The sequence below is a fragment of the Streptomyces sp. IBSBF 3136 genome, assembly GCF_036815105.1.
Lineage (GTDB): Bacteria > Actinomycetota > Actinomycetes > Streptomycetales > Streptomycetaceae > Streptomyces.
Genome location: NZ_JAJSZC010000126.1, coordinates 8,936 through 22,862 on the forward strand (window position 1 = coordinate 8,936; position 13,927 = coordinate 22,862).

11 protein-coding genes, 1 tRNA gene and 1 other RNA gene are annotated in these 13,927 nt (G+C 75.1%); 8 read left to right on the plus strand and 5 right to left on the minus strand.

Annotated elements, in window-relative coordinates:
• Positions 1-391 precede the first annotated feature (391 nt).
• Together V7E45_RS24725 and V7E45_RS24730 are read right to left on the minus strand one after the other, a co-directional pair.
• Positions 392-1,057: an HdeD family acid-resistance protein gene (locus tag V7E45_RS24725; protein ID WP_333776389.1), complete on the minus strand. Its 666-nt coding sequence runs from the start codon at positions 1,055-1,057 to the stop codon at positions 392-394.
• A 60-nt stretch (positions 1,058-1,117) separates the two neighbouring features.
• Positions 1,118-1,711 carry an HhH-GPD-type base excision DNA repair protein gene (locus tag V7E45_RS24730; protein ID WP_333776390.1) on the minus strand — a complete coding sequence of 198 codons (594 nt, stop codon included), beginning with the start codon at positions 1,709-1,711 and terminating at the stop codon, positions 1,118-1,120.
• 137 nt (positions 1,712-1,848) lie between these two features.
• Between V7E45_RS24730 and V7E45_RS24735 the strand changes: the two genes are divergently transcribed.
• The 4 genes from V7E45_RS24735 (at position 1,849) to V7E45_RS24750 (ending at position 7,253) form a co-directional block, all read left to right on the plus strand.
• Positions 1,849-4,053 (plus strand): penicillin acylase family protein, encoded by a 2,205-nt coding sequence (locus V7E45_RS24735; RefSeq protein WP_333776391.1) that lies wholly within the window; start codon positions 1,849-1,851, stop codon positions 4,051-4,053.
• Positions 4,046-4,678, plus strand: coding sequence for a GNAT family N-acetyltransferase (locus V7E45_RS24740; RefSeq protein ID WP_333776392.1), 633 nt, complete (start codon positions 4,046-4,048; stop codon positions 4,676-4,678). The genes V7E45_RS24735 and V7E45_RS24740 overlap by 8 nt, the downstream gene beginning before the upstream one ends.
• A 98-nt stretch (positions 4,679-4,776) precedes the next feature.
• The gene (locus V7E45_RS24745; RefSeq protein ID WP_333776393.1) at positions 4,777-6,585 is read left to right on the plus strand and encodes a copper resistance CopC/CopD family protein; all 1,809 of its coding nucleotides are present in this window, start codon (positions 4,777-4,779) and stop codon (positions 6,583-6,585) included.
• Between the two features lie 29 nt (positions 6,586-6,614).
• A complete protein-coding gene (locus tag V7E45_RS24750; RefSeq protein ID WP_333776394.1) occupies positions 6,615-7,253 on the plus strand; it encodes a poly-gamma-glutamate hydrolase family protein in 639 nt (212 codons plus the stop codon).
• A gap of 25 nt (positions 7,254-7,278) precedes the next feature.
• Here V7E45_RS24750 and V7E45_RS24755 read toward each other — a convergent pair whose 3' ends face one another.
• Positions 7,279-7,650, minus strand: a complete 372-nt coding sequence (locus V7E45_RS24755; protein WP_333776395.1) for a hypothetical protein — start codon at positions 7,648-7,650, stop codon at positions 7,279-7,281.
• A 301-nt stretch (positions 7,651-7,951) separates the two neighbouring features.
• Here V7E45_RS24755 and V7E45_RS24760 point away from each other — a divergent pair, with 301 nt between their 5' ends.
• Complete coding sequence (locus tag V7E45_RS24760) at positions 7,952-8,638, plus strand: TNT domain-containing protein (RefSeq protein WP_333776396.1); 687 nt, start codon at positions 7,952-7,954, stop codon at positions 8,636-8,638.
• 53 nt (positions 8,639-8,691) lie between these two features.
• On the plus strand, positions 8,692-9,057 hold the full coding sequence (locus tag V7E45_RS24765; protein ID WP_333776397.1) for a hypothetical protein: 366 nt from the start codon (positions 8,692-8,694) through the stop codon (positions 9,055-9,057).
• 128 nt (positions 9,058-9,185) lie between these two features.
• Here the strand turns inward: V7E45_RS24765 and V7E45_RS24770 are convergent, their stop codons facing one another.
• Together V7E45_RS24770 and V7E45_RS24775 are read right to left on the minus strand one after the other, a co-directional pair.
• Entirely contained in the window at positions 9,186-11,981 is a 2,796-nt protein-coding gene (locus V7E45_RS24770; RefSeq protein WP_333776398.1) for a SpoIIE family protein phosphatase, read from the minus strand.
• Positions 11,982-12,200: 219 nt separating this feature from the next.
• Positions 12,201-12,288 (minus strand) — tRNA-Ser (locus V7E45_RS24775).
• 109 nt (positions 12,289-12,397) lie between these two features.
• On the opposite strand from V7E45_RS24775, the gene ffs reads away from it, so the two are divergent.
• An RNA gene (gene ffs / locus V7E45_RS24780) (signal recognition particle sRNA small type) lies at positions 12,398-12,494 on the plus strand.
• A 57-nt stretch (positions 12,495-12,551) separates the two neighbouring features.
• On the plus strand, positions 12,552-13,927 hold a 1,376-nt coding region (locus tag V7E45_RS24785), incomplete at its 3' end, for a DNA polymerase III subunit gamma and tau (RefSeq protein ID WP_333776399.1).

A 13,927-nucleotide genomic window follows, 5' to 3' on the forward strand; every position in this document is an offset into this window, starting at 1 on the left:
TGCGCGGGCGGGGCGCCGGGCTGACATGGTGTGTTCGGCTCAGTGCCGGGCTGACGCGGTGTGTTCGGCTCAGTGCCGGGCTGACATGGTGCGTTCGGCTCAGCGCCGGGCTCGCACCGTGCGCGGGCGGGGCGCCGGGCTGACATGGTGTGTTCGGCTCAGTGCCGGGCTCGTACTGAGTGTTCGGCTCAGCGCCCGGCGGCAGGTCCCGCGCACGGTCCGTTGGGCCTGGTGTCCGGCTGACGCGGTGCGTTCGGTCCGGCGTCCGGCTGACGCGTGCGCTCGGCTCACAGCGGTGCGCCCGGCTCACACCGCCCGTTCGGCCCGCACGGTGCGTTCGGCTGACGGGGTGCGCTCGGCTCACAGCGATGCGCTCGGCCCGGCGCCCGGCTCACACCGTGCGCGGGACCTGCCGGGCGCGTGAGCGGATGCGCAGCGCTGTCACGATCTCCACGACGCCCACGACCACCAGCCAGCAGCCGGCGACCAGGGTCAGCACCGCGACCGACCGGAACGGCGCGTCGATGAGCACGATGCCGGCGACGAAGGTGAGGATGCCGAGGGCGATGTGCCAGCCCCGGGCGGGCATGCCGTGGTCGGAGACGGCGGCCAGGGTCTGGGTGATCCCGCGGAACAGCCAGCCGATGCCGATCCACAGGGCGATCAGCAGGACGGACTGCATGGGCCCGCGGAAGCAGAACAGCCCCAGCAGGATGGACAGCGCGCCGCTGACGAAGGCCAGCACGCGCAGCGAGGCCCGCTGGTGGGTGCCGAAGGCGGCGGCGAGCTGGAAGACGCCGCTGACGAGCAGGTACACGCCGAAGAGGACCCCCGCCACCGTCAGGGACTGGTGGGGCCAGACGAGGACCAGGACGCCGAGGACGAGCGAGACGACGCCGGTGCCCAGGACGAGCTGCCAGGCGGCCCGGGACAGGGCGTGCAGGGGACCTTCGAGGGGTGGCTCGGGCTCGTGGTGCCCACGCGGCGCGTGGCCCGCGTGGACGCTGCGGTCGTCGTACTCACGGTCCCAGGGGGGACCGCCGGGTGCCTCGGTCATGCTCCATGCTGATACCGGCCGGCGTCGCCCCGCCAGCGGAGCGGGGCCGGCCGGCTGAGGTCACTTCCCCGCGGCCTTGGCGGCCTTGGCCGCCGCCTTCGCCTCCTGCTTGTGGGCGCGCACCTTGCCCAGCGACTCGGGCCCGGTGATGTCGGCGACGGACCGGAAGGACTCCGCCTCGCCGTAGCTCCCCGCGGCCTCTCGCCAGCCCTCGGGCCGCACGCCCAGCTGCTTGCCGAGGAGCGCGAGGAAGATCTGCGCCTTCTGCTTGCCGAAGCCGGGCAGGTCCTGGAGCCGCCGCAGCAGCTCCGGGCCGTCCTCGACGCCCTTCCAGACCAGCTCGGCGTTCCCGTCGTAGTGCTCGACCAGGTACTGGCACAGCTGCTGGATCCGCTTGGCCATCGAGCCCGGGTAGCGGTGCACGGCGGGCTTGGCGGAGAGCAGCCCGGCGAAGGCCTCCGGGTCCATGACCGCGATCTCGTGCGCGTCCAGGTCCCCGGCGCCCAGCCGCCCGGCGATGGCCGCCGGCCCCTTGAACGCCCACTCCATCGGGATCTGCTGGTCCAGCAGCATCCCGGTCAGCGCGGCGAGCGGACTGCGCCCGAGCAGCGCGTCGGCCTCGGGGTCCTGGGCGAGGTGCAGGGTGACGTCCATGCCTCGATGATCGCCCGCCGGGCCCGGGGGCGCAGCCGGGGGGTGGCTCCAGCGGCCGGGGCGTCCGGCGCAGGATGCCCGAGATTCATTTAGGTAAGGCTAACCTAAATTCACATACGAGTGAGGGGTGTCCCAGGGTGACGATCGAGACCTACCGCGATGCCTGGGGCATCCCTCATCTGCGCGCGCCCGGGGTCCTGGCCCTCGCCTGCGCCCAGGGCCGCGTCACCGCCCTGGACCGCGCCTGGCAGATCGAGGTCGAGCGGCACCGCGCCCGGGGCACCTCGGCCGCGTTCCTCGGCGCGTCCGCCGTCTCGTGGGACGTCCTCGCCCGCCGGGCCCGCCTCGACGACACCGCCAGACGCTGCTTCACCGCCCTGGAGCGGCGCGACCCCGAGACCGCCGACTGGGTGCGGGCGTACGTCGACGGCGTCAACGAGGGCCTGGCGGACGGCGCCCGGCGCGCCCCGGAGTTCGCGCGGACCGGCCTCGCGCCCGGGTCCTGGCAGCCCTGGACCCCGCTCGGCGTGTGGCTCGCCACCCACATCCTCTTCGCCGGCTTCCCCGCCAAGCTCTGGCGCGAGCAGGCGGTACGGCACCTCGGTTACGGGGCGGTCGGTCTCTTCGCCACCGACGGCCCCGGCACCGCCGGCAGCAACGGCTGGCTGCTGTCCGGCGACCGCACCGAGACCGGCCTGCCCCTGCTCGCCGGCGACCCGCACCGCTTCATCGAGGACCCCGGCGTCTACCAGCAGATCCGGCTGTCCTGCCCCGAGTTCGACGTCGTCGGCCTCGCCGTGCCCGGCGTCCCCGGCATCGCCCACTTCGGCCACACCGGCACCGTCGCCTGGTCCATCACCAACGCCATGGCCGACTACCAGGACCTCTACCGCGAGCGCCTGCGCCGCACCGGTGCCGGGGTCCAGGCCCTCGACCCGGACGGGACCTGGCGCCGGGCCGCCCGGCACACCGAGCTGGTCGAGATCGCCGGGGAGCACCCGCTGGAGGTCGAGGTGCTCGAAACGGCCCGCGGCCCGGTGATCGCCGACGGCCCGGAGGGCCCGGCGGCCGGGGCCGTCCCCGGCGCGCAGGAGACCCGCCCCGCGCGCGCCGCCGAGGCCGCGGACGCTTCCGGAGCGCCGCCCGCCGAGGCCGCGGACCAACCCGGGGCACCGCCCGCCCCGGACCACCGGTTCCCCACCGCCCTCGCCCTGCGCTACCCGCCCCGGGTGACCGGCGACCTCGGCTTCAGCGCGCTCCTGCCGCTCCTGCGGGCCCGCCGGGTCGAGGACGTCGACGCCGCCTTCGACGCCTGGGCCGAGCCGGTGAACGTCGTCCAGGCCGCCGACACCGAGGGCGGCCTCCTGCACCGGGTCGCCGGCCGGGTGCCGGTCCGGGCGGCGGCCAACCGCGTCCAGCCGGTCCCCGCCTGGCAGCCCGGCCACGACTGGCAGGGCTGGCACGAGACGCCGTACGCCGGCCTCACCGACGGCATCGCGGTGATGGCCAACCAGCGCGGCCCGGCGGCACCCCTCGGCGTCGAGTTCGCCCCGCCGCACCGCGCCGCCCGCATCCGCGCCCTGCTCGCCGAGCGCGGCACCTGGTCCGCCGCCGGCCTGGCCGCCGTCCACACCGACACCCACCTCGCCTCCGCCGCCCCCCTGCTCGACCGGCTCGCCGCCCTGGACGGACTCACTCCCGAAGCGGCCCGGCTCCGCGACCGGCTGCTCGGCTGGGACCGCCGCATGGACGGCGACAGCACCGGCGCGGCCACCTACGCGGCGGTGCGCACGGCGGTCGTCCGCCGCCTCGCCGCCCACCCGGTGTTCGCCGCCCTGGCCGAACCACCCGCCCACCCGGAGATCCTGCTGCCCTGGCTGGCCCTGGTCCCGCGCGTCGGCCACGCCCTCGAACACCTGCTGCGGGCCGAGGAGCTGTACGGCATCGACCGCGACGCCGCCGTCCGGGCCGCCGTGGAGGAGGTCGCCGCCGCTCCGCCCGACGGCACCTGGTCCGCCACCCACCGGCTCGCCCCCTGGCGGGCGCTGCCGGGGGAGCCGTACGACGAACCGGGGCTCGCCGGCGACCACGACTGCGTGCTGTGCACCTCGGCCGTGCCCGGCCTCACCGACCTCGCGGCCCGCGGCCCGGCCGCCCGCTACGTCTGGGACCTGGCCCGTCGCGAGGACAGCCGCTGGATCGTCCCCTTCGGCGCCGACGGCGTCCCCGGCGCACCCCACCACCGCGACCAGCTCCCCCTCTGGCTCGCGGGAGAGCTCACCCCGGTCGTCACCGACTGGGCCCTGCTGACGCTCGAACACACCGAGGAGACCGATGACTGACCCGCACGCCCCCACCGCGGCGCCCGCTGCCACCGCCGCGCACGAGCAGCACGTCGACGGCTTCGGCACCGTCCGGATCCGCCCCCTCGACCCGGTGGCCGACGCGGGTCCGGTGCACGCCTGGGTGAGCGAGGAACGCGCCGCGTTCTGGGGCATGACCGGCCTCACCCGGGACCAGGTGGCGGACGTCTACACCCACATGGCCACCCTCGACACCCACCACGCCCACCTGGTCACCAGGGACGGTGAGCCGGCCGCCCTGCTCCAGACCTACGAGCCCGGCGCCGACCGGGTCGGTGAGTGCTACCAGGTGCGCCCCGGCGACATCGGCGTCCACCTCCTCCTCGCGCCCGCGGGACCGGCGGGCCGGCGGGCCGGCTGGACCGCCGCCCTGCTCGCCGCCATCACCTCGTACGTCCTGCGGGGACTCGACCGCCGGCGGATCGTCGTCGACCCCGACGTCCGCAACACCCGGGCGATCGCCCGCTTCGCCCGCCAGGGGTTCACCACCGGACCCGTGGTCGTCCTGCCCGAGGTCGACCTCCCGGACGTGCACCTGCCGGAGAAGCACGCCCGACTGGCCTTCCTCACCCGGCAGGCGGCCTTCCCGGGCGACCACGCCTGAGGCGGGCCCGGGGAAGGGCCGGCCTGCGCGGTGAGCACGGCGGCCGTTCGCCGCGTACGTATACGGAGGACGTGCGGGCCGGCGAACGGAGACATGGGGTGCGCGACCGACACGGGTGGCCGCGGCGGCTGACCGTTCTGTGCGCGGGCCTGCTCCTGGCCCTGCTCGGCACGGCTGCACCCGCCTCGGCCCACGCGGCCCTGCGCGGCACCGACCCGGCCGACGGCACGGTCCTCAGGTCGGCGCCCCGGCAGGTGACCCTGACCTTCACCGAGTCGGTCGGCCTGCTGACCGACTCCTTCCGGGTCTACGACCCCCGCAACCACCAGGTGCGCACCGGCGGGGCGGACCACGTCCCGGGCCGCTCCGACACCGCCCGCGTCACCCTGCCCGCCCGGCTGGGCACCGGCACCTACACGGTGGCCTGGCGGGTGGTGTCGGCGGACAGCCACCCGGTGTCCGGGGCGCTCACCTTCTCGGTGGGCCGGCGCACGGCCACCGCCGCCAACCTGCCGGAGCGCACGGAGAACCCCGCGACCACCACCCTCTACAACATCGCCCGCTACGCCGCCTACCTGGCCGTGGCCCTCCTCCTGGGCACGGCCGGGTTCGTCGCGTACTGCCGGCCGCGCGACCGGGACCACCTGCGCCGGCCGGCCTTGGCCGCCGGCTGGGTCCTGGTGGCGGCGACGGTCGCGCTGTTCCTGCTCAGGGCCCCGTACGAGGAGGGCGCCGGCCCCGGCTCCGCGCTCGGCCTCGCCGCTCTCGCCCGCACGGCAGCGAGCCGCCCCGGTGAACTCCTCCTCGCCCGCCTGCTCCTGCTGGCCGTCGCCGGGGCCTGCGCGCTGTCCGTGCGGCGGTGGCGGAACGCGGTCCCCCGCCGGGCCGTCCTGACGGCCGCGGCGGTCCTCGCCGTCGCCCTGTGCCTGACCTGGGCGGCCGCGGAGCACGCCTCGGCGGGCCTCCAGGTCCCCCTCGCCATCGCCTCGGCCACCCTCCACCTGCTGGCGATGGCGGCCTGGCTCGGCGGCCTGACCGCGCTGCTGCTGACCCTGCGCCGCACGGCACCGGAGGCGGCCGCGCCACCGGCCCACGGCGCCCTCCCCGGCGCCGCCCACGTCGCCACCCGCTTCTCCCGCCTCGCCTTCGCCTCGGTGACGGTCCTGGTGGTGACCGGCGTCTACCAGTCCTGGCGCGGCCTCGGCTCCTGGCAGGCGCTCACCGGCACGCCGTACGGCCGCCTCCTGCTGGCGAAACTGGCGGCGGTCACCCTGCTGCTCGCGGTCGCCTCCCGCTCCCGGCGCTGGACGGCCCGCCTCGCGGAGCCGGCCCCCGTACCGCTCGCCGGCCGTGTCCCGCAGCCGGCCGGCGGCCCCCCGCCGCCGCCGGAACCCGAGCCGCCCGCCGCCCCGCAGCCGCCGCCGGACCGCCTGCGCCGCTCGGTGCTGGCGGAGGTGGCGGTGGGTGTCGTGGTGCTGGTCCTGACGACCCTGCTGACGAGCACGCCGCCGGGCCGGGCCGCGGCCGAGGCGGCGCGCTCCGGCACAGCGGCGGCCGGCATCCCGGCCGCCTCGGTCACCACGATCCCCTTCGACGTCGGCACCCCCGGCGGCCACGGCAAGGTCCAGGTCACCCTGGACCCGGGCCGGGTCGGCGCCAACTCCGTCCAGGCGGTCGTCTACGGCCCCGACGGCGGCCTGTCCTCGGTCCCCGAGGTGCGGATCACGCTGACCCTCGCGGACCGGCGGATCGGCCCCCTGGACACCCGGGTCACCGATCGCGGCGGCTACTGGGCGGCCGACTCCTTCGACCTTCCGCTCCCGGGGACGTGGACGATGAAGGTGACGGTGAGGGTGTCCGAGGTGGACCAGGTGACCGTGTCGAAGACCGTGCGGGTGGTGCGGTAGCGGTCCCGGGCCCGGGGGAGAGGCGGGAGATGGCACGCGGCGAGCGAGTGGTGATCGAGGGAGCCGGGTTCACCGCCTCTCTGACGGCCGGTTCGGGCATCGGGTTGCTGGCCCTGCACGCGGGCACGGAGGGCGGCACGGCGGAGCTGGCCGAAGCGGTGGCGGCCCGGACCGGGGCGACCGCGCTGGTCTTCACCCAGCCGGCCGGCGACCCGGTGCACATCCCCTCGCACCGGATGGCGGTGGACCACTGCGCGGCCCTGCGGGAGTTCCTCGCCTCCGTGACGGTGGTGGTCTCCCTGCACGGCCACCTGCGGCGCGAGACGCCCCGGGCCGTCTTCCTGGGCGGCGCCAACCGGGAGGCGGCCCGCATCCTGGGGCACGAACTCGGCCTTCACGCACCGGACTTCGACGCCGTCACCGATCTGGACCGCATCCCGGCCGGGCTGCGCGGGCTGCACCCGCGCAACCCCGTCAACCTCACCGCGCAGTCGGGCGTCCAGGTCGAACTCCCGCTGGCCGCACGGACGCTGCGTCCCGGGAAGGTCCCAGGAGTCCCGGACCTCCCACCGCCGTCGGTGGCGGACGCCCTCACCGCCGGGGTCGAGCGGCTGGCGGCGCGCCTGCCCGCCGCGGCGGACGGTGGCCCCGCCGACCGGCCCGGCTGACGGGTGTCGCCTTCCGCAACACCCTTCAGCCGAGGCGGGAGACCTGGTAGTGGCCGATGAGCCACTCGTCCCCGGACCGCACCAGCACCACGCCGAGCTTGACGTGCAGCGTGGGCCGGTCGGTGAACGCGAAGTCGACGTCCAGGTAGCCGAGCACGACGTCCTCGGCGAGGCGTCTGCTCTCCAGGACGCGGTACTCCGCCGACAGCCCGGGCGGCTGGGAGGCGTAGTAGTCGGCCACGCCCTGCCTGCCGACGCTGTAGGGGTGCAGCCCCTGGAAGGTCGCGTCCTCGGTGAACAGCGCGGCGACCCGCCGAGGTTCGCCGCCGTCGACGCCCGCCTTCCACCGGTCGAGGACGCCGCGCAGGACGGCCTCGGTGTCCGGCATGCCGTTCATCACGGTGTCCTCTCGGTGGCCCGCGCCCACGCGCCGTCGCCGTGGAGGATCTCGCCGGTGACGAACGGGGCGTTCTCCAAGTAGAGCACCGCGCCCACGAAGTCGCTCCGCTCGCCCGGCCGACCGGGTGCGGGGCGGCGATCTGCCGGGTTTCGGACCGGTTGTCCGCCGTCCGGGGAATCCGCTCATCGTTTCGGGTGACTTCGCGGGCCGCCTCCCGCACCGCGGCATATGCCACGGGTGAACTGGGCGCGACCACCCGTACGGCGCCTGGTGGGTGCCGGAAGAGAAGGGACCCCGGATGCGCGTACTGCGCGCCCTCGTGGGGAGCGTCATCGCCTCGCTCCTCCTCATGGCCGGCATCGCGCCGGCCACGGCCCAGGCCGACCGGCACCCCGTGGTGCGCGGGGCGTACTGCCCGACCGCGGACCGTGGCCGCGGGACCAACAGCCCGCCCTCGACCGCCCTCCAGCCGTACTTCCTCGACGACTGGCGGCTCGGGCCCCGGCAGCTGCCCCGCACGGGCGCGCTCGGCAAGATGCTGCGGGGTTACCACCGCACGGACTCCGTCTCGCCCTACTGGTTCCTCGGCTGCTACTGGCAGACCGACCCGAAGACCGGCAAGTCGGGCTGGTGGTACCCGGACCACGACGGCTTCGTGCTGAGGAACGGCAAGCCCGTCGAGCGCGCCGTGACGCTGCGCAAGGGCCAGCTGGTCGACCTCTTCGGCAGCGGCTTCGGCAACTTCCTCGCCCCGGCGGGCACGCCCTACGCCCAGCGGGCGATCCCGCCGAGCAACCTCGACAGCTACGTCGAGCAGTTTCCGTTCAGCTACCACCTCTACCGGGTGCGCGAGCCGTTCACGGTCCGGGCCGGCCCGATCCGGCCCTGGTTCGGCCAGCCCGGCCTCGGCCTGCAGTACGTGACGACCCCCTCGGTCGCCGACCTCGTCGCCTCGCACCACCTCGACGCGGTGCCGGTGGCCTGATCCCGCGGGACGAGGGCGGCCCAGGCGGCGAGGACGGACAGGGCGGCGAAGCCATGGACAGCGCGGAACTCGTCTCAAGACTCCGCGAGGCGGGCGTCCCCGAGGCGTACTACGAGATCACCGGCGTCCACGAGGTGCCCATGCGGCCGGACGCCTACTACGTCATGCGCCCCGAGGCGGGCGCCTGGACCGTGGGCGTACAACAGCGCTCCCAGGAGGGTGCGACACGGCGTTTCGGTACCGAGGCCGAGGCCTGCGCGTACCTCTACGCGAAACTCACGGCGCTGCCCCCTCCCCCTTCGGGGGCAGCGCACCCCCTGGAAGAGCTGCTCGCGGACTCCGAGGAGAGCCGGCGGCAGGCATGGCGGGACTTCGAACGGGCGACCCGGCCCGAGCCCGAGGAGGACCCGGGCCGCTGAGCGCCGGCCGCGCGCGGCCCGGGCCTCCCTCCGGCGGGCCTCCCTCCGGCGGGCCTCCCTCCGGCGGGCCCGCGGGCGAAGCGCCCGGGCCCGGGCGCACGGGATCACGCCCGGGCCCGGCTCACGGCTCAGAGGTCGTCGAACTGCTCCAGCAGGAAGTCGACCGGCGGGGTGCCCTGGCCGGCGGGCACACCGTCCTGCAGCGCCTGCTCCGCCCAGATGACCTTGCCGCGGGGCGTGTACCGCGTCCCCCACCGCTGGGCGAACTGCGCCACCAGGAACAGCCCCCGGCCGCCCTCGTCCGTGGTCGCCGCCCGCCGCAGGCGCGGTGAGGTGCCGCTGCCGTCCGACACCTCGCAGATCAGACAGCGGCAGCGCAGCAGCCGCACGCCGACCGGCGGCGAGCCGTACCGGATCGCGTTGGTGACCAGCTCACTGAGGATCAGCTCCGTGGTGAACCCGGTCTCCTCCAGACCCCACTCGCGCAGCGTCCGCCGGCAGTCCGCGCGCACGGCGGGCACCAGCGCCGGGTCCGGCGGTACGGTCCACTCGGCCACCCGTGAGGGCGGGAACACCCGGGTGCGGGCCGTCAGCAGCGCGATGTCGTCCAGGGAGTGAGAGGGCTTCAGGGTGTCGATGACCGCCTGGCACGTCTCCTCCGGCGTACGGTCGCCCGACCCCTCCAGTGCCCGGCGCAGCCGCTTCATCCCGAAGTCGATGCCCTGAGCGCGGTTCTCGACCAGCCCGTCTGTGTACAGCACCAGTTGGGACCCCTCCGGCAGGGACACGTCGGTGGTCTCGAAGGGGTAGCCGCCCAGGCCGAGCGGCGCCGAGGCGGGCACGCCGGGACAGCTCACCGTCCCGTCCGGGCTCACCACCACCGGTTCGGGGTGCCCGGCGCGGGCCATCGTGCAGACGCCCGTCACCGGGTCGTAGACGGCGTACAGACAGGTCGCCCCGGTCACCCCCACCCCCTCGTGGTCCGCGGCGGCGTCCCCGGTGTTCTCCTCGTTGTCCATGCGGACGACCAGGTCGTCCAGATAGCCGAGCACCTCGTCCACGGGCAGGTCGAGGGTGGAGAAGTTGTGCACCGCGGTGCGCAGCCTGCCCATCGTCGCCGCCGCGTGCAGCCCGTGCCCGACGACGTCGCCCATCACCAGCGCCACCCGGGCGCCCGGCAGCGGGATGACGTCGAACCAGTCCCCGCCCACCCCCGCCTCGGCGGGCAGGTACCGCCAGGCCACCTCGAGGGCGTCCTGCTCCGGCTGGCCGCGCGGCAGCAGGCTGCGCTGGAGCGTCACCGCCATCGCGTGCTCGCGGGTGAACCTGCGGGCGTTGTCCAGGGCGACCGCCGCCCGCGCGGCCAGCTCCTCGGCGACGGCGAGGTCCTCCGGCTCGAAGGGCGGGGAGTCCGCCGTCCGGTAGAAGCTCGCCACGCCCAGCGGCACGGCACGCGACCGCAGCGGCACGGTCACCAGCGACCGCAGTCCGCCCGCCAGGGCCCCGCCGGCGCGTTCCGGGTCCTGCGCCCGCCAGCCGGGCGCCTGTCGCAGGTCCGCCTCCAGCACGCCCCGGGCCTCCCGCAGCGTCCGCATCTGCGGGGTGTCCGGGGCGTACGTGATGACCTCGCCCACCGGGTACGCCGGCACGACCCCCTGCTCGCCGCCGATCGCCGCCCGGCGCAGATGCCGCCAGCCCTCCGCGGTCGGCTCCCAGCCCCGCAGCACCGCGTCGAGCAGATCCACCGTCACCAGGTCGGCGAAGCGCGGCGACGACACGTCGGTCAGCTCCTGGGCGGTGCGCCCCACGTCGAGGGTCGTCCCGATCCGCGTCCCTGCCTCGTACAGCAGCTTCAACCGCTCCCGGGCGACGTCGGCCCGCCCGGAGACCGCCGCCAGCTCGGTGGAGTCCCGCAGGGTCACCACGCTGCCGCCCCGGCCGCCCCGCGGGTACGTCGGCCGCTTGTTCACCATCAGCAGCCGGTCCCCGGCGAGGTGCACCTCGTCGCTGACCGGGTCCGGCGACGACAGCACGCGGAGCACCGGCTCGGGCAGTCCCGCCTCCGCCACCGGCCGCCCCACCGCGTCCGCGGGCAGTGCGAGCAGCCGCGCGGCCTCGTCGTTGGCCAGCATCAGCCGCCCCTCGGCGTCGATGATCAGCACGCCTTCGCGGACGGCGTGCAGGACCGCCTCGTGGTGCTCGTACAGCTGTGCCAGCTCCGTCGGGGCGAGGCCGCGCGTCTGCCGCCGCAGCCGCCGGGACACCAGCGTCGTTCCCGCCGTGGCCAGGACCAGCGCGGCCGCGCCGCTCCCCAGGATGATCGGAAGCTGGGGCATCCACAGCTCCGCCACGTTGCGGACCGTGATGCCGGCCGAGACCAGGCCGGCCACCTTGCCGTGCGCGTCGTACACCGGGACCACGGCCTGCACGGCCGTCCCGCTGCCGGTGGGCAGCGGCGGGCCGCCGGCCTGCTGCACGACGGTCCCGCCGTGCAGCGCGGGACCGATGTCTCCGACGAACTTCTTACCGATCTCCCGCGGATAGGGGTACGTGTAGCGGATCCCCTCCGTGTTCATGGCGACGACGAAGTCCACCCCCGCGCGTTTGCGTGCCGCCTCGGCCCGCGGCTGCAGCACCGCGGTCGGGTCCGGGCTCCGCAGGGCGTCGGCCACCCCGGGGGAGCTGGCGAACGTCTGGGCCGCGACGACCGACTCCCGGCGCCCCTGCTGCAACGCGTCGGACGCCGCCTGGAGCACCATGGCCGCCACCGCCGCCAGGACCAGCAGCACCACGACGACGACCTGGAGGAGGAACACCTGGCCCGCCGCGCTGCGCAGGTCCAGCAGGGAGGCCCGGCCTCGCGACCGGCTCCCGGCGGGCGGATGACGCTCCGGGTCGCCAGGGCGCCCGGAAAATTCCTCCATACACCCTTGATAACACCGCGAGGTGTGACGGGAGTCATGCTCGGTAGGTCGCGTGCACGGGGCCGGGACCCGCCGCCACGGACCCGCGGCCAGGAACGGCGCCCCCTCCATCGCCACACGCATGTGACGGGGATCATGCTCCGAGAGGTCGTCCAGCGGAACGTCGAAGGGCCCCACCGCGAACGGTGGGGCCCTTCGACATCGTGCCCGGTGAGGCACTGGCGGAGGATACGAGATTCGAACTCGTGAGGGGTTGCCCCCAACACGCTTTCCAAGCGTGCGCCCTAGGCCTCTAGGCGAATCCTCCGCCGGAAACATTACATGACCGAGGGGAGTGCTCGCGAACTCGTTCTCGCAGGCCCGCATCGGGTGTCGAGCGCGGTACTGACCCCGGTCCGGGATCGGGTACTGTGGGGCACAGCCCCTCACGCGGCGCTATCTGACTGAACTCCCCCAGGGCCGGAAGGCAGCAAGGGTAGGTCGGCTCTGGCGGGTGCGTGGGGGGCCCTTGCGTTTCCCGGGCTCCGCGGGCGGAGCCGGTTGTCAGTGGACGCCATTAACCTCGTATGCGTGTCGTCTCTCGCGCTGTACCGCCGCTATCGCCCGGAGACCTTTGCCGAGGTCATCGGGCAGGAGCATGTCACCGACCCGCTGCAGCAGGCGCTGCGGAACAACCGGGTCAATCACGCGTACCTGTTCAGCGGTCCGCGTGGCTGCGGCAAGACGACCAGCGCACGCATCCTGGCCCGCTGCCTGAACTGCGAGCAGGGCCCCACCCCCACACCCTGCGGCGAGTGCCAGTCCTGCCGCGACCTGGCGCGCAACGGCCCGGGCTCGATCGACGTCATCGAGATCGACGCGGCCTCCCACGGTGGTGTGGACGACGCCCGTGAGCTGCGCGAGAAGGCCTTCTTCGGACCCGCGGGCAGCCGGTACAAGATCTACATCATCGACGAGGCCCACATGGTCACGTCGGCCGGCTTCAACGCGCTGCTGAAGGTCGTCGAGGAGCCGCCGGAGCACCTCAAGTTCATCTTCGCGACCACGGAGCCCGAGAAGGTCATCGGCACCATCCGGTCGCGCACGCACCACTACCCGTTCCGGCTCGTGCCGCCCGGCACGCTCCGGGACTACCTGGGCGAGGTGTGCGGCCGGGAGGACATCCCCGTCGAGGAGGGCGTGCTGCCGCTCGTCGTCCGGGCCGGCGCCGGTTCCGTGCGTGACTCCATGTCCGTCATGGACCAGCTCCTCGCCGGTGCCCGGGAGGAGGGTGTGACCTATGCCATGGCCACCTCGCTCCTCGGCTACACCGACGGCTCCCTGCTCGACTCCGTCGTCGAGGCGTTCGCCACCGGTGACGGCGCCGCCGCCTTCGAGGTGGTCGACCACGTCATCGAGGGGGGCAACGACCCGCGGCGGTTCGTCGCCGACCTGCTGGAGCGGCTGCGGGACCTGGTGATCCTCGCCGCCGTCCCCGATGCCGTCGACAAGGGGCTCATCGACGCCCCGGCGGACGTCCTGGACCGTATGCAGGCCCAGGCCGGCACGTTCGGCGCCGCCGAGCTGAGCCGCGCCGCCGACCTGGTCAACGAGGGCCTCACCGAGATGCGCGGCGCCACCTCGCCCCGCCTCCAGCTCGAACTCATCTGCGCCCGGGTGATGCTCCCCGCCGCCTACGGCGACGAGCGGTCCGTGATGGCCCGCCTGGACCGCCTCGAGCGCGGCGTCGCCTTCGCCGGCGGCGGCGGTGCGCCCGCCATGGGGTACGCGCCCGGACCCGAGGCCCATGCCGGGCAGGCCCACGCCGGGCCGGCCCAGGGCGCCGCGCCGGTGCCGCCGGGCGGTGGCCCGGCCGCCGCACGCGCGGCCGTACGCGGCCCCGGTGCCCCCTCAGGTCCCGCGGGACCGGCTGCCCCGGGCGGTCCCGCCGTCACGGCGCCCCCGGC

Excerpts from the sequence above, each read along its gene's own strand:
- V7E45_RS24725 (WP_333776389.1), bottom strand. The coding sequence starts at position 1,057 with ATGACCGAGGCACCCGGCGGTCCCCCCTGGGACCGTGAGTACGACGAC.
- V7E45_RS24730 (WP_333776390.1), bottom strand. The coding sequence starts at position 1,711 with ATGGACGTCACCCTGCACCTCGCCCAGGACCCCGAGGCCGACGCGCTG.
- V7E45_RS24740 (WP_333776392.1), top strand. The coding sequence starts at position 4,046 with ATGACTGACCCGCACGCCCCCACCGCGGCGCCCGCTGCCACCGCCGCG.
- V7E45_RS24750 (WP_333776394.1), top strand. The coding sequence starts at position 6,615 with ATGGCACGCGGCGAGCGAGTGGTGATCGAGGGAGCCGGGTTCACCGCC.
- V7E45_RS24755 (WP_333776395.1), bottom strand. The coding sequence starts at position 7,650 with ATGAACGGCATGCCGGACACCGAGGCCGTCCTGCGCGGCGTCCTCGAC.
- V7E45_RS24760 (WP_333776396.1), top strand. The coding sequence starts at position 7,952 with ATGCGCGTACTGCGCGCCCTCGTGGGGAGCGTCATCGCCTCGCTCCTC.
- V7E45_RS24765 (WP_333776397.1), top strand. The coding sequence starts at position 8,692 with ATGGACAGCGCGGAACTCGTCTCAAGACTCCGCGAGGCGGGCGTCCCC.
- V7E45_RS24770 (WP_333776398.1), bottom strand. The coding sequence starts at position 11,981 with ATGGAGGAATTTTCCGGGCGCCCTGGCGACCCGGAGCGTCATCCGCCC.